Here is a 16,104-nt window from a genome sequence, read left to right on the forward strand (position 1 = left end):
AAGCTTGATCTTCGTCAACTGTGGCAGCAGTGGGTGCAGTGGTATCCTGTGCGCCCATTTGCCGCCGATGCCCAATGGCCTCGTGTAGCGTTGCCCGATTCAAGGTGATGTCATGACTACCCGCACCGAGGCTGTCAAAGCCTACCTGCTTGACCTGCAAGACCGCATTTGCAGCGCCCTGGAAACCTTCGAGACGGACACTCGCTTCATCGAAGACGCCTGGACCCGGCCTGCCGGCGGCGGCGGTCGCACCCGTGTGATCGAAAACGGTTCGGTAATCGAGAAAGGCGGCGTTAACTTTTCCCACGTGTTTGGCAGCGGCCTCCCACCGTCCGCCAGTGCCCATCGCCCGGAATTGGCCGGTCGCGGTTTTGAGGCCCTCGGCGTGTCGCTGGTGATCCACCCGCACAACCCGCATGTGCCGACTTCCCACGCCAATGTGCGTTTTTTCATCGCTGAAAAAGAAGGCGAAGAGCCGGTGTGGTGGTTTGGCGGCGGCTTCGACCTGACGCCCTACTACGGCAACGAAGAAGACTGCATCCACTGGCACCGCGTCGCCGAACAGGCCTGCGCGCCGTTTGGCCCGGACGTTTATTCACGCTACAAGGCCTGGTGCGACACCTACTTCCACATCAAGCACCGCAACGAACCGCGTGGCATCGGCGGTTTGTTCTTCGATGATTTGAACGAGTGGGACTTCGACACCAGCTTCGCCTTCATGCGCGCCATCGGCGACGCCTACATCGACGCCTACCTGCCGATCGTCCAGCGCCGCAAGGCCATGGCCTATACCGAGCAGCAGCGCGAATTCCAGGAATTCCGCCGTGGCCGCTACGTCGAGTTCAACCTGGTCTACGACCGTGGCACTTTGTTTGGCCTGCAATCGGGCGGGCGTACCGAGTCGATCCTGATGTCGCTGCCACCGCAAGTGCGCTGGAGCTATGACTGGAAAGCCGCCCCCGACAGCGAAGAAGCGCGCCTAACCGACTACTTCCTGCAAGACCGCGACTGGCTGGGTGTGCTGCCCAAGGCGGCGGTCTGATGGATCGTTATGTCGTCTTCGGCAACCCCATCGGCCACAGCAAGTCGCCGCTGATTCACCGTCTGTTCGCCGAACAGACCGGCGAGCAACTGGACTACAGCACCTTGCTCGCGCCGTTGGAGGATTTCACCGGCTGTGCAAAAGCATTTTTCGCACAAGGCCGTGGCGCCAACGTCACCGTACCGTTCAAGGAAGAGGCCTATCGCCTGGCCAACGCCCTGACCGAACGCGCCCAACGGGCCGGCGCGGTGAATACCCTGAGCAAGCTCGGCGATGGCAGCCTGTTGGGAGACAACACCGACGGCGCCGGCCTGGTGCGGGATTTGACGGTGAATGCCGGGTTCAGCCTGCAAGGCAAACGCATCCTGCTGCTGGGCGCCGGTGGTGCGGTGCGCGGCGCGTTGGAGCCATTGCTGGCTGAGCAGCCGGCTTCGCTGATCATTGCCAATCGCACCGTGGAAAAAGCCGAATTGCTCGCCGAGCTGTTCGACGATCTCGGCCCGGTGTCCGCCAGCGGTTTCGACTGGCTGCGTGAACCGGTGGATCTGATCATCAATGCCACGTCCGCCAGCCTGTCAGGCGATGTACCGCCGATTGCCGGCAGCCTGATCGAACCCGGAAAGACTTTTTGCTACGACATGATGTACGGCAAAGAGCCTACGGCTTTCTGCCGCTGGGCCGGTGAGCAGGGCGCGGCGGTGGCAATGGATGGCCTGGGGATGCTGGTGGAACAGGCCGCGGAAGCGTTCTTCCTGTGGCGCGGCGTTCGACCGGACTCCGCGCCGGTGCTGGCTGAATTGCGTAGCCAACTGGCCTGACGCAATCCAAATGTGGGAGCGGGCTTGCTCGCGAATGCGGTGGATCAGTCGATACATACGGCGACTGTCACACCGCATTCGCGAGCAAGCCCGCTCCCACAGTTTTAACCGCATTCAGTCTTCGAAATGGATGGGGCATTTGTCGGCCCCTTCCAGTTTCTTCAGCTCTTCCACCACCTGCGGCCGGGCCTTGCGCAACGCCAGGCTGCGCCCCACTCCATTCAATCGGCGCGCTTCCTGGTGCAGCATCTCCACCCCGGAATAGTCGATGAAGTTGATCTGCTGCGCCTCGATCACCACCCGCTGGCCGTGCAGGCTTTGCAGCCGCACCTGCAGGTAATGGCTGGCGCCAAAAAAGATCGACCCGCCGACCCGCAGCACATCGTCCTCACCGTCACGCCATTGCTGGACCCGCGGCTGCGAGGTGCGCTTGAGGTAGAAAAACAGCGACGCCAGCACCCCGGCGTAAATGGCCGTTTGCAACTCCAGCAACAGCGTGGCGATGCAGGTCAGGCTCATCACCACGAACTCTGCGCGGCTGACCCGGAACAGCGCCCGAATACCGCGATGGTCGACCAACCCCCAGCAAATCAGCAGGATGCTGGCGGCCATGCTCGGGATCGGGATATGCGCGATCAATGCCGCACCGAACAGCGCGAACAACGCCACCCACAATGCGGAAAACACCCCCGCCAGCGGCGAACAGGCGCCTGCCTCATAACTCAGGCCCGACCGTGTGAAGGAACCCGCCGACAAGTACCCGGAGAAAAATCCACCGACGATGTTGGATAAACCCTGGGCGCGCACTTCCTGATTTGCATCGAGCAATTGTTGGGAGCGCGCCGACAGTGAGCGCGCAATCGACAGGCTGGTCACCAGCCCCAGCATGCCCACCGCCACGGCACTCGGCAGCAGGCGCAGGACCATGTCCAGGTCCATCGGCAGCGGGCTGAACGGTGGCAGCTTGCCGACAAATGAACTGACCCGCGCCACCTCCCCGAACATCGCCGGCCACAGCCACGGGATGAGGCTGCCCAGGGCCAGCGCGATCAACAGGGTTGGCCAGCGCGGTACCCAGAGTTTCAGCAGCACCCCCACCAGCAAGGTGCCGAGCCCGAGCACCAGTGAAGGACGATTCCACTCCCCGGCATGGTTGATCAGCGCCAGCAGACTGTTGATCGCCGTGGCCTGGCTGGGCAGGTCCAGCCCCAGCAGGTTGGGCAGTTGGCCCAGGGCGATCACCACCGCAGCGCCGAGGGTGAAGCCGAGCACCACTGAATGCGAGACGAAATTCACCAGGGCGCCGAAGCGCAGCATGCCCAACAGCCATTGGAAGACGCCGGCCAGGAACGTCAGCAGCAGGATGAGTGTGATGTAGTCCTGGGAGCCGGGCACGGCCAGCGGGCTGACGCTGGCGTAGAGCACGATAGAGATGGCTGCCGTGGGGCCGCAGATCAGGTGCCAGGAAGAGCCCCACAAGCAGGCGATCAATACCGGGATGATCGCGGCGTACAGACCATACTCCGGTGGGAGACCGGCGATCAGCGCGTAGGCAATGGACTGGGGTAATGCCAGGACTGCACCGCTCAGGCCAACGATTGCATCTCGCCCGACGCTGGCGCGGGTTTGGCGCGGGAGCCAGCTGAGGAAGGGGAAGAGTGTATGGCGGTTGGGCCAGGGCATTGGAAACTCGGTTGAAGAGGTTTGAATCAGAGTATCAGGCTCATGATGATCGTTCCCACGCTCTGCGTGGGAATGCCGTCTTGGACGCTCTGCGTCCGCTCTTGAGTCGTGACGCGCAGCGTCACCGGATGCGTTCCCACGCAGAGCGTGGGAACGATCAGTGCATCAGAGTTTGGCTTTTACAGCGGCCAGTGCATCCTGGCCGTCCACGGTTTTAACCCCGTCCAGCCACTTGTCCAGCACCGCCGGGTTCGCCTTGATCCACGCCTTCGCCGCGTCCGCATTACTGAGCTTCTTGTTCACCACCTCAGCCATGATGGCGTTCTCCATCTCCTGGGTGAAACTCAGGTTGGTCAGCAATTTCCCCACATTCGGGCACGCCTGTGCATAGCCCTTGCGGGTCAACGTATACACGCTGCCGGTGTCACCAAAGTACTTCTCCCCACCCTTGAGGTAATGCATCTTCAACTGCACGTTCATCGGGTGCGGCGTCCAGCCGAGGAAGGTCACGAACTTCTGCTTCTTCACCGCCCGGGACACTTCGGCCAGCATCGCCTGTTCACTGGACTCGATCAGCTTCCACTGGCCCAGGTCAAAGTCGTTCTTCTTGATGATTTCCTGCAACGAGAGATTCGCCGGCGCGCCCGAACCGATGCCGTAGATCTTCTTGTCGAACTTGTCGGCAAACTTGTTCAGGTCGGCAAAGTCATGCACCCCGGCGTCCCAGACATAGTCCGGCACGGCCAGGGTGAACTCGGTGCCGTCGAGGTTCTTCGCCAGTTGCACCACATCGCCATTGGCCACGAACTTGTCGTAGAAGCCCTGCTGCGCCGGCATCCAGTTACCCAGGAACACGTCCACCTGGCCGTCCTTGAGCCCGCCAAAGGTGATCGGCACCGCAAGGGTGTCGACCTTGGCCTTGTAGCCCATGCCGTTCAACAGGAAACCGGTAATGGCATTGGTGGCGGCGATATCGCTCCAGCCCGGATCGGCCATCTTCACGGTGTCGCAGCTGGTGTCCGCGTAGACGCCGGCACTGCTCAATGCCAGCAGCGCAACGCTCAACACGGTGGATAACTTTTGCATGGCCTTCCCCTCAGTTTTATTGGTTTTGGCAGGGTTGTGGAAAACGTGCCTTGCGCTCCAGATCGTCGAGGTCGATGTGGTTGCGCATGTATTGCTGACTGGCGTCTACCAGTGGCTGGTGGTCCCAGCTCTTCAGCTTGCCCTGGGTCAGCGCCTCGAACACCAGGCGGCGACGGCGTTGGCTGGCGAGCACCTGCTGGTGGATCGCCGGGATGTCCCATTTGGCCCGCGCTTCATGCAAAAACGCCTCGAACAGTGGCCGGTGTTCCGGTGACTGGCTGAGGTCCTCCCGCTCGTGCGGGTCGTTGTGCACATCGAACAATAGGCAAGGATCGTCCTCGCTGTAGATGAACTTGTAGGCGCCACGGCGAATCATCATCAGCGGGCTGATGGTGCCCTCGGCCATGTACTCACCGAACACTTCGTCGTGCCCGCCCTGCCCTTGCAGGTGAGACACCAGCGAGCGGCCGTCCAGCGCCAGCCTCGGGTCCAGCTCGCCGCCGGCCAGTTCCACCAGGGTAGGCAGCAGGTCGGCGGTGGACACGGCGGCGGTCACCCGGCCGGCCGCAAACTGCCCCGGCGCGCTGATCAGCAGCGGCACCCGGGCGGCCATTTCAAACCAGTGCATTTTGTACCAGAGCCCGCGTTCGCCGAGCATGTCGCCGTGGTCGCCGGAGAAGATGATGATGGTGTCGTCGGCCAGGCCCGTGTCTTCCAGGGTTTGCAGCAGCTTGCCGACGTTGCTGTCGATGTAGCTGCACGCGCCGAAGTAAGCGCGGCGTGCATCGCGGATCTTGTTCAGCGGCAGCGGCTTGTCCCACAGGTCATAGACCTTGAGCAGGCGCTGGGAGTGAGGGTCGAGGTCAGCCTGTGGCGGTGTTGCAGGCAGCGGGATGTCGTTGTCGTCGTACAGGTCCCAGAACGGTTTGGGAATGGTGTAAGGGTCGTGTGGGTGAGTCATCGACACGGTCAGGCAGAACGGCTGGTCGCCATCCTCGCGGATATGGTCGAACAGGTACTGCTGGGCCTTGAACACCACCTCTTCGTCGAAATCCAGCTGGTTGGTGCGCACGCACGGCCCGGCCTGCAGCACCGACGCCATGTTGTGGTACCAGGAGGGGCGCACGTCCGGCTCATCCCAGTTCACGGCCCAGCCATAGTCGGCCGGGTAGATGTCACTGGTCAGGCGTTCTTCATAGCCGTGGAGCTGGTCGGGGCCGCAAAAATGCATCTTGCCCGACAGCGCTGTGCGGTAGCCAAGGCGACGCAGGTAGTGGGCATAGGTCGGCACGTCGGCGGGGAAATCGGCTGCGTTGTCGTAGGCGCCGATCTTGCTCGGCAACTGGCCGCTCACCAGGGTAAAGCGCGATGGCGCACACAGCGGACTGTTGCAGTAAGCGGCGTCGAACACCACGCCCTCAGCGGCGAGGCGACTCAAGTTTGGCAGTTTGATAGGCGAAGGACCGTAGAACGGAAGCATCGGCGCGGCCATTTGATCGGCCATGATAAAAAGAATGTTCTTGCGCTTCATGGTTTCGCGGCATTCCATAGTCGATGTTTATGCGAATGAGCATGCAGGCCATGGAAATCGTGGTAAAGCCCATGAGAAGCAATGTCTAGGATAAGCCCAGCTTATGTATGAATCCCTCGGTCACCTGTCACTCGACCTGCTGCGTGCCTTTGAATCCGCAGCGCGCCAACGCAGCTTTACGGCAGCGGCGATGGAGTTGGGCACCACCCAGCCGGCCATCAGCCAGCAGATCAAGCGCCTGGAAGAACAGCTGAAGGTGCGCCTGTTTGATCGCATCTACCGTGGCATCGAGCTGACCGACGCGGGCGCCTTGTTATTCGAGCAGGTACAGGCCGGTTTGCAGAGCATCAACCAGGGCCTGAGCGCGATTGCCGAGCAGGACCAGCATGAAGTCCTGCAGGTGGCGACCGACTTTGCCTTCGCCGCGTATTGGCTGATGCCACGCCTGCATCGTTTCCATGAAGCCAACCCGCAGGTGGACGTGAGCCTGGTCACCAGCGAGCGTAACCACGCCACGTTGCGCAGCGATATCGACGTAGCGGTGCTGTTCGGTGACGGCCGCTTCAAACAGGGCGACAGCCTGTGGCTGTTCAACGAGGAAGTGTTCCCGGTGTGCAGCCCGCAGCTACTCCAGGACCGAGTCGCGCCACTGTCGGTGCAGAGCCTGCTGGAGTTCCCCTTGCTGCACCTGCGCCAGCAAAACAACAACCAGTGGTTCGACTGGAGCGGCGTGTTCCGTGAGTTGGGCATCACCACCGCGCCCACTCCGGGCCAACTGCGTTTCGACAATTACACGCTGTTGATCCAGGCCGCGATCGCGGGCCAGGGCGTGGCCATCGGCTGGCGTCACCTTGTGGATAACCTGCTGGAGCAAAAATGGCTGTGCCGGCCGATTGGCGACACGGTGATCTCGCGCTTCGGCTATTACGTGGTGCTGCCCCAGCGCAAACGCCGCAGCCAGTTGATCGAGCGTTTCGTCGACTGGCTGATGACCGAACAGGCCAGCAGCGCACAATCGCTGACCGGTCTGGCCCTGCCGTCCATTGCGGTCTAGGATTTGCCGATCAATGAGCCCGGAGCCTGTCATGCAACGTATCAAGGGCTACCACGCCCATATCTATTTCGACGCCAACACCATCGACCAGGCGCGCAAACTCTGCGAAGACGCCGCGCAATTGTTTCCGCTGCGCATGGGCCGCGTGCATGAACGCCCGGTGGGCCCGCACCCGGACTGGAGCTGCCAGCTGGCATTCGAACCTGAATACATCGGCGTCGTGCTGCCTTGGCTGGCCCTCAACCGCAACGGCCTGGTGGTGTTCCTGCACCCGACCACCGGTGATGACCTCAAGGACCACACCGAACACGCGATCTGGATGGGGGCGATGCGCACGCTGGATTTGTCAATATTTTAAGCCTGCAATTTCCCTATATATGGGACTGATATTTATATATTGAGACTTTGCCGGTCTTGGGTTTATATTCGCCTCATCCGCTCAGAACACTCAGGTGAAGCGATGCAGGCGCAATTGATCGCGCTCGATTGGGGAACCAGTTCCCTTCGTGCTTACAAGCTCGGCCCGGCAGGCGTCGTGATCGAACGGCGCACCTTGGCGTCGGGGATCATGCACCTGCCGACTGAAGCCCGGGAAATAGCCGGTGTTCGCTGCAGCAACGGGTTCGAGCTGGCATTCGACGCAGCCTGCGGTGACTGGCTCGACACCCAGCCCGACCTTCCCGTTATCGCCTGCGGCATGGTCGGCAGCGCCCAGGGTTGGAGCGAAGCGGCTTACCGCGACACCCCGGCCGACGTCTCTACCCTCGGCCAGGCGCTGCATGGGGTGCGCAGCCTGCGGGGCGCAGCGGTGCACATCGTGCCCGGCGTGATTCAACGCGGCGCGTTGCCCAATGTGATGCGCGGTGAAGAAACCCAGGTGCTCGGCGTGCTGCAAAGCCTGGCTGCCCATACCGGGCGCGACGTATTGATCGGCCTGCCGGGCAGCCATTCCAAGTGGGTGGAGGTGGTGGAAGGCTGCATCACTCACTTCGATACTTTCATGACCGGCGAGTTGTTCGCCGTGCTCAGTCAACACAGCATTCTGGGGCGCACCCAGCGCCCTTCCGAACAGTTTCAGGTGGCCGCTTTTGATCGCGGTGTTCAGGTTGCGCTGTCGGCAGACGGCCAAACGGGCCTGTTGTCGAACTTGTTCAGCGCACGCTCCCTGGGATTGACCGGCGAGCTGGCGCCTGACGAGCAACCGGACTATCTGTCCGGGCTGTTGATCGGCCACGAACTGACCGGCCTGCGCACTCGCAAGCCCAGCCAGCAGCGCGACATCGTCCTGGTCGGCACACCCCAACTCTGCACCCGCTACCAGCGTGCACTCCAACTCTGTGGCTTCCCCCACGTGACCCTGGCGCAGGAGGCTACTGAGCGTGGCCTTTGGCAACTGGCCATGGCGGCGGGGCTGCTGCCTGCAACCTGACGAGAGGCCCGACATGCTCAAGCAAGCACTGACACACAACGGTTTGATCGCGATCCTGCGCGGCCTGCGACCGGAGGAGGCGCTGGCGATTGGCGAGGTGTTGTACACGGCGGGCTTCAGGGTGATCGAAGTGCCGCTGAACTCGCCGGATCCTTATTCCAGCATCCGCATCCTGCGGGACAGCCTGCCCGCCGATTGCCTGATCGGCGCCGGCACCGTGCTGACCCCGGAACAGGTCGATCAAGTCAAAGCCGCCGGCGGCCAGGTGATCGTCATGCCCCATAGCGATGCCAAGGTGCTGCGGGCCGCCAAGGCCGCGGGCCTGTATCTGTCGCCGGGTGTGGCCACGCCCACCGAAGCGTTTGCCGCGCTGGCCGAAGGCGCCGACGTGCTGAAGCTGTTCCCGGCCGAGCAAATGGGCCCGGCGGTGGTCAAGGCCTGGCTCGCGGTACTGCCCGCCGGCACCGTGCTGCTGCCGGTAGGCGGCATCACCCCGGACAACATGCAGGTATTTTTCGACGCGGGCGTCAAAGGCTTCGGCCTGGGCTCCGGGTTATTCAAGCCGGGCATGAGCGTCGCCCAAGTGGCGAGCAACGCCCAGGCCTACGTCGCCGCCTGGCATGCCTTGGGCTGATCAGCGTTCTCCATCTACAAGAGAGATAAGAAGATGAAAATCACCAAACTGACCACCTTCATCGTCCCGCCGCGCTGGTGCTTCCTCAAGGTTGAAACCGACCAGGGCGTGACTGGTTGGGGGGAGCCCGTTGTCGAGGGCCGCGCCCATACCGTGGCTGCCGCGGTCGAAGAATTGTCCGACTACTTGATCGGCAAGGACCCACGCAATATCGAAGACATCTGGACCGTGCTCTATCGCGGCGGTTTCTACCGTGGCGGCGCGATCCATATGAGCGCTCTCGCCGGTATCGACCAGGCGCTGTGGGACATCAAGGGCAAGGCCCTCGGCGTGTCGGTCAGCGACCTGCTGGGTGGCCAGGTGCGCGACAAGATCCGCGTGTATTCGTGGATCGGTGGCGACCGCCCGGCCGACACTGCCCGCGCCGCCAAGGAAGCCGTGGCCCGTGGTTTTACTGCGGTGAAAATGAACGGCACCGAAGAGCTGCAATTTCTCGACAGCTTCGAAAAGGTCGACCAGGCCCTGGCCAACGTCGCCGCCGTGCGGGATGCGGTCGGTCCGAACGTCGGCATCGGCGTCGACTTCCATGGCCGGGTGCACAAACCCATGGCCAAGGTGCTGATGAAGGAACTCGACCCCTACAAACTGATGTTTATCGAAGAGCCGGTGCTCAGCGAAAACTACGAAGCGCTGAAAGAGCTGGCGCCGCTCACCAGCACCCCGATTGCCCTCGGCGAGCGCCTGTTCTCGCGCTGGGACTTCAAGCGCGTGCTCAGCGAAGGCTACGTCGACATCATCCAGCCGGATGCGTCCCACGCCGGCGGTATCACCGAAACCCGCAAGATTGCCAACATGGCCGAAGCCTACGACGTGGCCCTTGCCCTGCACTGCCCGCTCGGCCCGATTGCCCTGGCAGCGTGCCTGCAGCTGGATGCGGTTTGCTACAACGCGTTCATCCAGGAACAGAGCCTGGGCATTCACTACAACGAGAGCAATGACCTGCTGGATTACGTGCGCGATCCGGGTGTTTTCGACTACGACCAGGGCTTTGTGAAAATCCCCAACGGGCCAGGCCTGGGCATCGAGATCAACGAGGAATACGTGATCGAACGCGCGGCCATCGGGCATCGCTGGCGCAATCCGATCTGGCGGCATGCCGATGGCAGTTTTGCGGAGTGGTAAACACCGCGAATTTGAGATGAAAACCCGATCAATGTGGGAGCGGGCTTGCTCGCGAAGGCGGAGTGTCAGTCAACACCTCCGCTGCTGGTAGACCGCTTTCGCGAGCAAGCCCGCTCCCACATTTGATTCGGTTTCGTCAGTAAGACCTGTCCTCAATAACCATAAGAAGAGGCAACCCCCATGCAATCCGAGTCCTTCACCGGGCAGGCTTCTTTAGTCACGCCCAGCCGAAAGCGTTTCTTCATCATGGTGCTGCTGTTCATCACCGTGGTGATCAACTACCTGGACCGCAGCAACCTGTCGATTGCCGCTCCGGCCCTGACCAGCGAGCTGGGGATCGACCCGGTGCATGTCGGGCTGATCTTCTCCGCGTTCGGCTGGACCTACGCGGCCATGCAGATTCCCGGCGGCTGGCTGGTGGACCGGGTGCCGCCGCGCATTCTCTACAGCGTCGCCCTGCTGCTGTGGTCGGTGGCCACGGTGATGCTCGGTTTCGCCGCCAGCTTCATCGCGCTGTTCGTATTGCGCATGGCGGTGGGCGCCCTGGAGGCCCCGGCCTACCCGATCAACAGCCGCGTGGTCACCACTTGGTTCCCCGAGCGTGAACGGGCCACGGCGATCGGCGTTTATACCTCCGGACAATTTGTCGGGCTGGCGTTTCTCACGCCGGTGTTGGCCTGGCTGCAACACACCTTTGGCTGGCACATGGTGTTTGTCGCCACCGGCGGCGTGGGCATTGTGTGGGCGTTGATCTGGTACGCGGTGTACCGCGAGCCACGGGATTTCAAAGGCGCGAATGCGGCGGAAATCGAGCTGATCCGCGAAGGCGGCGGGTTGGTGGACATCCAGGCGCAGGCGGCCAAGGCACCGTTCAGCTGGGTCGACCTCGGCATCGTGTTGAGCAAGCGCAAACTGTGGGGGATCTACCTGGGGCAGTTCTGCCTGAATTCCACGTTGTGGTTTTTCCTGACGTGGTTTCCGACCTACCTGGTGAAATATCGCGGCATGGACTTCATCAAGTCCGGCCTGCTGGCGTCGCTGCCGTTTCTGGCGGCGTTTGTCGGGGTGCTGTGTTCGGGGCTGTTTTCCGATTGGCTGATTCGCCGGGGAGCGTCCGTGGGGTTTGCGCGCAAGTTGCCGATCATTGGCGGGCTGTTGATTTCCACGGCGATCATCGGCGCCAACTTTGTTGATTCCACGGCGTGGGTGATTGCGTTTCTGGCGGTGGCGTTTTTCGGCAATGGCCTGGCGTCGATCACCTGGTCATTGGTGTCGACCCTGGCGCCGGCAAGGCTGCTGGGGCTGACCGGAGGGGTGTTCAACTTCATCGGCAATCTGTCGGCGATTACCACGCCGATCGTGATTGGCTTTCTGGCGACAGGGGATTCGTTTGCACCGGCGATTACGTATATCGCGGTGCTGGCGTTGTTGGGTGCGTTGTCCTACATCTTGTTGGTCGGCAAGGTCGAGCGTATCGAGATTTAGGCGACTGCTGCGGCGAGGGGGCTTGCTGTGGCCGGGGAGCTGGTGTGGCGAGGGAGCAAGCTCCCTCGCCACACCAGCTCCCCGGCCACAGCAAGCTCCCTCACCACAAAAGCAGTGCGGCTCTAGTACAGCGCGCCATCCAGAATCTGATAGACGATGCTGGTGCCAACGGCGATCAACACGATGTCCCCGCCCGAACGGCGCCATTCATAACCAGGGTATTGCGGCAGATGGCCCAGCGCCCGTGGGTCCAGACGCTCACCATAGTAGTTTGGTGGCAGGCGCTGGCCGCGCACCAGGTGGATGCCGGGAGGCGGCGGCGCGCCACGGCGGAAGTCGCCATGGTTGTCGCGGATGACCTGTCTCACAGGACCAAAGTCCTGAGGCGGCCCGCCACGGTGGTTGTCCTGCGGCCCGCGATGGTCATCGCCACGTTGATCGTGCTGGCCCTGTGGGCCACCACGGTCAGGTCCGCCACCCTGATCATAGGGCGCAGCTTGGACCAGGGCGCTGGCGCCAAGCACCAGCACGCCTACACCTGCAATCAAACGTTTGGGGATTTTCATGGGGCTGTTTCCTCAGTACTGCACGAACAAAAAAGGGATTTCGAACCGGGTTCGAAATCCCTTGGTCTTGTTAGCTTAGGTGCTGATTTGCCAGCATGATTCCTCTGTATCAGGAACTTTACCTACCGCTTACGAGCCGCTTACTTACGGGCGTTGCGTACACCTTCCGACAGCGCCGAGCACAGGGTCAATACACCGTCGATGGCCTGTTGATCATTGTTGGCGTTGGCGATGTGGTCGATCAGTGCCGACCCCACCACCACACCGTCTGCCAGGCGGGCGATTGCAGCGGCCTGCTCCGGGGTGCGGATGCCGAAACCGATGCTGATCGGCAGGTCGGTATGCCGACGCAGACGGGTCACGGCCTCTTCGACGTGTTCCAAGGTCGCGGCACCGGCACCGGTCACACCGGCCACCGACACGTAGTACACAAACCCTGAGCTGCCGTTGAGCACGGTGGGCAGGCGCGCGTCGTCGGTGGTCGGCGTGGTCAGGCGGATAAAGTCGATACCGGCAGCCTGGGCCGGGTCGCACAGCTCGCCGTTATGTTCCGGCGGCATGTCGACCACGATCAGGCCGTCGACGCCGGCTTCTTTTGCATCGCTGATGAAGCGTGGCACGCCGTACATGTGGATCGGGTTGAAGTAGCCCATCAGCACCAGCGGCGTGTCGCTGTTGCCCTCGCGGAACTCGCGAACCATTTGCAGGGTTTTCGTGAGGTTCTGCTTGGCGGTCAGCGCGCGGATGTTGGCCAGTTGAATGGCCGGGCCGTCAGCCATCGGGTCAGTGAACGGCATGCCCAGTTCGATCACATCGGCGCCGGCCGCCGGCAAGCCCTTGAGGATCGCCAGCGAGGTGTCATACCCCGGGTCGCCAGCGGTGACGAAGGTCACCAGGGCGGCGCGGTTTTGTTCTTTCAGTTGCGCAAAACGTGTTTGCAGGCGGCTCATTTAGTGTTTCTCCTGCTTGGACTGTTCCATGTGGTGCATCACGGTTTGCATGTCTTTGTCGCCACGGCCGGACAGGTTGACCACCATCAGGTGATCTTTCGGCAAGGTCGGCGCGCGCTTGAACACTTCGGCCAAGGCGTGGGCGCTTTCCAGTGCAGGAATAATCCCTTCCAGGCGGCAGCATTTGTGAAAGGCGTCGAGGGCTTCGTCGTCGGTCACCGAGGTGTACTGGACGCGGCCGATGTCGTGCAACCAGGCGTGTTCAGGGCCGATGCCCGGGTAGTCGAGGCCCGCGGAGATCGAGTGGGCGTCGATGATCTGGCCATCGTCGTCCTGCAGCAGGAAGGTACGGTTGCCGTGGAGCACACCCGGTACGCCGCCGTTGAGGCTGGCCGCGTGTTTGCCGGTCTCGATGCCGTAGCCGGCCGCTTCAACGCCGATGATTTCGACGCTGGTGTCATCCAGGAACGGGTGGAACAGGCCCATGGCGTTGGAACCGCCGCCGATGCACGCCACCAGGCTGTCGGGCAGACGGCCTTCCTGGGCTTGCAGCTGGGTACGGGTTTCCTTGCCGATAACGGCCTGGAAGTCGCGAACCATGGCTGGGTACGGGTGCGGACCGGCCACGGTGCCGATCAGGTAGAAGGTGCTGTCGACATTGGTCACCCAGTCGCGCAGGGCTTCGTTCATCGCGTCTTTCAGGGTGCCGGTACCGGCGACTACCGGGATCACTTCAGCGCCCAGCAGCTTCATGCGAAATACGTTGGCCTGCTGGCGCTCGATGTCGGTGGTGCCCATGTAGATCACGCATTGCAGGCCAAAACGCGCGGCGACGGTGGCGGTGGCCACACCGTGCATGCCGGCGCCGGTCTCGGCGATGATGCGTTTTTTACCCATGCGCCGCGCCAGCAGGATCTGGCCGATGCAGTTGTTGATCTTGTGGGCGCCGGTGTGGTTCAGCTCTTCGCGTTTGAGGTAGATCTTGGCGCCACCGCAGAACTCGGTCAGGCGCTCGGCGAAGTACAGCGGGCTTGGGCGTCCGACGTAGTCGCGCTGGAAGTAGGCCAGTTCTTCGTTGAAGGCCGGATCGATCTTGGCCGCTTCGTATTCGCGGGCCAGGTCAAGGATCAACGGCATCAGGGTTTCCGCCACGTAGCGGCCGCCGAACGAACCAAACAGGCCATTGGCATCCGGGCCGTTGCGTAAATCGGTCTGGGTCTGAGTCATGGGACGCTCCAGGTAGAAAATGTGTAAGAGGCAATGACGGTCACTCTACCCCTGACGCTTCCACGTGAAAACCGATAAGATCGCCACAACCTGTCAGGAAAACTCACAGATGAGCCGAGACCTCCCACCGCTGAATGCCTTGCGCGCTTTTGAGGCGACTGCGCGCCTGAACAGCGTTAGCCAGGCCGCTGAGCAACTGCACGTGACCCATGGTGCGGTCAGCCGGCAGCTCAAGGTGTTGGAAGAACACCTTGGTGTAAACCTGTTCGCCAAGGACGGGCGCGGCCTCAAACTCACAGATGCCGGCATTCGTCTGCGGGATGCGAGTTTCGAGGCCTTCGAGCGACTGAGGGACACCTGCGCCGAGCTCACGCAAAGCAGTGCCGATGCGCCGTTTGTACTCGGCTGCTCCGGCAGCCTGCTGGCGCGCTGGTTTATTCCGCGTCTGGGGCGCCTGAACGCCGAGTTGCCGGATTTGCGCCTGCATCTGTCGGCGGGTGAAGGCGATCTTGACCCGCGCCGCCCCGGCCTGGACGCGCTGCTGGTGTTCGCCGAACCCCCATGGCCGGCGGATATGCAGGTGTACGAATTGGCCAGCGAACGCATCGGCCCGGTCATGAGCCCGCGTTTTGCCCATTACGAGCGATTGCGCCAGGCGCCTCCCGAGGCGCTGCTGAGTGAGGCCCTGTTGCACACTACCTCACGCCCGCAAGCCTGGCCCAGCTGGGCGCAGCACCATGGGATCGACGCTTGCGCGTTGAAGTACGGTCAGGGGTTTGAGCATTTGTATTATTTGCTGGAGGCGGCGGTGGCCGGGCTGGGGGTAGCAATTGCGCCTGAGCCGCTGGTGGCAGAGGACCTGCGAGCGGGTCGCCTGGTTGCGCCGTGGGGTTTCAGTGAAACCCCGGCGCAACTGGCGTTGTGGCTACCCAAGCGCGCCGCGGATGGGCGCGCCGGGCAACTGGCGCAGTGGCTCAAGGCTGAGCTTGCGCGCCAGGACGTTTAGTCGCCGCGTTTGCACAGCAAGTAAGCCGCCAGCAAACCCAGCGCGCCGACGGCGACACCGGCGGTAGTCCATGGATGCTCTTGCGCGTAGTCCCGTGTTGCAACACCGGTTTCGCGGATTTTGACTTTGCTTTCTTCGTAGGCATCGCTGATCAGGTGGCGGGAATGCTTGAGGGCGTTCTCGGCATTGTTTTTCAGGGCCTTCAGGGTTTTGCGCGACTCGTCAGACGCATCGTCCTTGAGGCTTTCCAAAGATTTGAGCAGGCTCGAAATCTCGGCTTCCATGCTTTCCAATGACGCTTTGCGTAAAGAGGTGTTGGCCATGTGGGCTCTCCTGGAGTGATTGAGTGGCGTGTGTTGTTTCCGACTGCGGCGGTTTCAGAAAGTGCAGTAAATCTGAACTTTCACATCG

The 16,104-nt window shown here is 62.2% G+C and carries 16 protein-coding genes; 9 read left to right on the forward strand and 7 right to left on the reverse strand.

What is annotated here, in order from left to right; all coding sequences use genetic code 11:
• Window positions 1-112 precede the first annotated feature (112 nt).
• Complete coding sequence (gene hemF / locus HYE77_RS08030; protein ID WP_003213625.1) at window positions 113-1,042, forward strand: oxygen-dependent coproporphyrinogen oxidase; 930 nt, start codon at window positions 113-115, stop codon at window positions 1,040-1,042.
• On the forward strand, window positions 1,042-1,860 hold the full coding sequence (gene aroE, locus HYE77_RS08035; protein WP_134325487.1) for a shikimate dehydrogenase: 819 nt from the start codon (window positions 1,042-1,044) through the stop codon (window positions 1,858-1,860). Before hemF ends, aroE begins: the two co-directional genes overlap by 1 nt.
• Before the next feature lie 114 nt (window positions 1,861-1,974).
• Here the strand turns inward: aroE and HYE77_RS08040 are convergent, their stop codons facing one another.
• The 3 genes from HYE77_RS08040 to betC form a co-directional block, all read right to left on the reverse strand.
• A complete protein-coding gene (locus HYE77_RS08040; protein ID WP_177068641.1) occupies window positions 1,975-3,543 on the reverse strand; it encodes a SulP family inorganic anion transporter in 1,569 nt (522 codons plus the stop codon).
• Window positions 3,544-3,708: 165 nt separating this feature from the next.
• Window positions 3,709-4,629, reverse strand: coding sequence for a choline ABC transporter substrate-binding protein (gene choX, locus HYE77_RS08045; RefSeq protein WP_177022425.1), 921 nt, complete (start codon window positions 4,627-4,629; stop codon window positions 3,709-3,711).
• 16 nt (window positions 4,630-4,645) lie between these two features.
• Entirely contained in the window at window positions 4,646-6,160 is a 1,515-nt protein-coding gene (gene betC / locus HYE77_RS08050) for a choline-sulfatase (protein ID WP_008439571.1), read from the reverse strand.
• 103 nt (window positions 6,161-6,263) lie between these two features.
• On the opposite strand from betC, the gene HYE77_RS08055 reads away from it, so the two are divergent.
• From HYE77_RS08055 to HYE77_RS08080, 6 genes are all read left to right on the forward strand, one after another.
• Window positions 6,264-7,214 (forward strand): LysR family transcriptional regulator, encoded by a 951-nt coding sequence (locus HYE77_RS08055; RefSeq protein ID WP_008439576.1) that lies wholly within the window; start codon window positions 6,264-6,266, stop codon window positions 7,212-7,214.
• Between the two features lie 31 nt (window positions 7,215-7,245).
• Window positions 7,246-7,572 carry a DOPA 4,5-dioxygenase family protein gene (locus tag HYE77_RS08060; RefSeq protein ID WP_003213639.1) on the forward strand — a complete coding sequence of 109 codons (327 nt, stop codon included), beginning with the start codon at window positions 7,246-7,248 and terminating at the stop codon, window positions 7,570-7,572.
• Between the two features lie 102 nt (window positions 7,573-7,674).
• Window positions 7,675-8,643, forward strand: coding sequence for a 2-dehydro-3-deoxygalactonokinase (locus HYE77_RS08065; RefSeq protein WP_177068642.1), 969 nt, complete (start codon window positions 7,675-7,677; stop codon window positions 8,641-8,643).
• 13 nt (window positions 8,644-8,656) lie between these two features.
• On the forward strand, window positions 8,657-9,277 hold the full coding sequence (locus HYE77_RS08070; protein ID WP_003213643.1) for a 2-dehydro-3-deoxy-6-phosphogalactonate aldolase: 621 nt from the start codon (window positions 8,657-8,659) through the stop codon (window positions 9,275-9,277).
• A gap of 33 nt (window positions 9,278-9,310) precedes the next feature.
• The gene (gene dgoD / locus HYE77_RS08075) at window positions 9,311-10,459 is read left to right on the forward strand and encodes a galactonate dehydratase (RefSeq protein ID WP_003213645.1); all 1,149 of its coding nucleotides are present in this window, start codon (window positions 9,311-9,313) and stop codon (window positions 10,457-10,459) included.
• Between the two features lie 180 nt (window positions 10,460-10,639).
• Window positions 10,640-11,944 (forward strand): MFS transporter, encoded by a 1,305-nt coding sequence (locus tag HYE77_RS08080; protein WP_003213647.1) that lies wholly within the window; start codon window positions 10,640-10,642, stop codon window positions 11,942-11,944.
• A gap of 122 nt (window positions 11,945-12,066) precedes the next feature.
• On the opposite strand, the gene HYE77_RS08085 is transcribed toward HYE77_RS08080, so the two are convergent.
• The 3 genes from HYE77_RS08085 to trpB form a co-directional block, all read right to left on the reverse strand.
• Entirely contained in the window at window positions 12,067-12,510 is a 444-nt protein-coding gene (locus HYE77_RS08085; RefSeq protein ID WP_003214903.1) for an anti-virulence regulator CigR family protein, read from the reverse strand.
• Between the two features lie 140 nt (window positions 12,511-12,650).
• Window positions 12,651-13,460, reverse strand: a complete 810-nt coding sequence (gene trpA, locus HYE77_RS08090) for a tryptophan synthase subunit alpha (protein ID WP_177068643.1) — start codon at window positions 13,458-13,460, stop codon at window positions 12,651-12,653.
• Window positions 13,461-14,687: a tryptophan synthase subunit beta gene (gene trpB / locus HYE77_RS08095; RefSeq protein ID WP_003214899.1), complete on the reverse strand. Its 1,227-nt coding sequence runs from the start codon at window positions 14,685-14,687 to the stop codon at window positions 13,461-13,463.
• A gap of 109 nt (window positions 14,688-14,796) precedes the next feature.
• Between trpB and HYE77_RS08100 the strand changes: the two genes are divergently transcribed.
• Window positions 14,797-15,693: a LysR family transcriptional regulator gene (locus tag HYE77_RS08100; protein WP_177068644.1), complete on the forward strand. Its 897-nt coding sequence runs from the start codon at window positions 14,797-14,799 to the stop codon at window positions 15,691-15,693.
• Here the strand turns inward: HYE77_RS08100 and HYE77_RS08105 are convergent.
• Window positions 15,690-16,016, reverse strand: coding sequence for a YqjD family protein (locus HYE77_RS08105; protein WP_177068645.1), 327 nt, complete (start codon window positions 16,014-16,016; stop codon window positions 15,690-15,692). The genes HYE77_RS08100 and HYE77_RS08105 overlap by 4 nt on opposite strands.
• Between the last annotated feature and the right edge of the window lie 88 nt (window positions 16,017-16,104).

The sequence above is a fragment of the Pseudomonas sp. IPO3774 genome, assembly GCF_013386835.1.
Taxonomy (GTDB): domain Bacteria; phylum Pseudomonadota; class Gammaproteobacteria; order Pseudomonadales; family Pseudomonadaceae; genus Aquipseudomonas.

Excerpts from the sequence above, each read along its gene's own strand:
- hemF (WP_003213625.1), top strand. The coding sequence starts at position 113 with ATGACTACCCGCACCGAGGCTGTCAAAGCCTACCTGCTTGACCTGCAA.
- aroE (WP_134325487.1), top strand. The coding sequence starts at position 1,042 with ATGGATCGTTATGTCGTCTTCGGCAACCCCATCGGCCACAGCAAGTCG.
- HYE77_RS08040 (WP_177068641.1), bottom strand. The coding sequence starts at position 3,543 with ATGCCCTGGCCCAACCGCCATACACTCTTCCCCTTCCTCAGCTGGCTC.
- choX (WP_177022425.1), bottom strand. The coding sequence starts at position 4,629 with ATGCAAAAGTTATCCACCGTGTTGAGCGTTGCGCTGCTGGCATTGAGC.
- betC (WP_008439571.1), bottom strand. The coding sequence starts at position 6,160 with ATGAAGCGCAAGAACATTCTTTTTATCATGGCCGATCAAATGGCCGCG.
- HYE77_RS08055 (WP_008439576.1), top strand. The coding sequence starts at position 6,264 with ATGTATGAATCCCTCGGTCACCTGTCACTCGACCTGCTGCGTGCCTTT.
- HYE77_RS08060 (WP_003213639.1), top strand. The coding sequence starts at position 7,246 with ATGCAACGTATCAAGGGCTACCACGCCCATATCTATTTCGACGCCAAC.
- HYE77_RS08065 (WP_177068642.1), top strand. The coding sequence starts at position 7,675 with ATGCAGGCGCAATTGATCGCGCTCGATTGGGGAACCAGTTCCCTTCGT.
- HYE77_RS08070 (WP_003213643.1), top strand. The coding sequence starts at position 8,657 with ATGCTCAAGCAAGCACTGACACACAACGGTTTGATCGCGATCCTGCGC.
- dgoD (WP_003213645.1), top strand. The coding sequence starts at position 9,311 with ATGAAAATCACCAAACTGACCACCTTCATCGTCCCGCCGCGCTGGTGC.
- HYE77_RS08080 (WP_003213647.1), top strand. The coding sequence starts at position 10,640 with ATGCAATCCGAGTCCTTCACCGGGCAGGCTTCTTTAGTCACGCCCAGC.
- HYE77_RS08085 (WP_003214903.1), bottom strand. The coding sequence starts at position 12,510 with ATGAAAATCCCCAAACGTTTGATTGCAGGTGTAGGCGTGCTGGTGCTT.
- trpA (WP_177068643.1), bottom strand. The coding sequence starts at position 13,460 with ATGAGCCGCCTGCAAACACGTTTTGCGCAACTGAAAGAACAAAACCGC.
- trpB (WP_003214899.1), bottom strand. The coding sequence starts at position 14,687 with ATGACTCAGACCCAGACCGATTTACGCAACGGCCCGGATGCCAATGGC.
- HYE77_RS08100 (WP_177068644.1), top strand. The coding sequence starts at position 14,797 with ATGAGCCGAGACCTCCCACCGCTGAATGCCTTGCGCGCTTTTGAGGCG.
- HYE77_RS08105 (WP_177068645.1), bottom strand. The coding sequence starts at position 16,016 with ATGGCCAACACCTCTTTACGCAAAGCGTCATTGGAAAGCATGGAAGCC.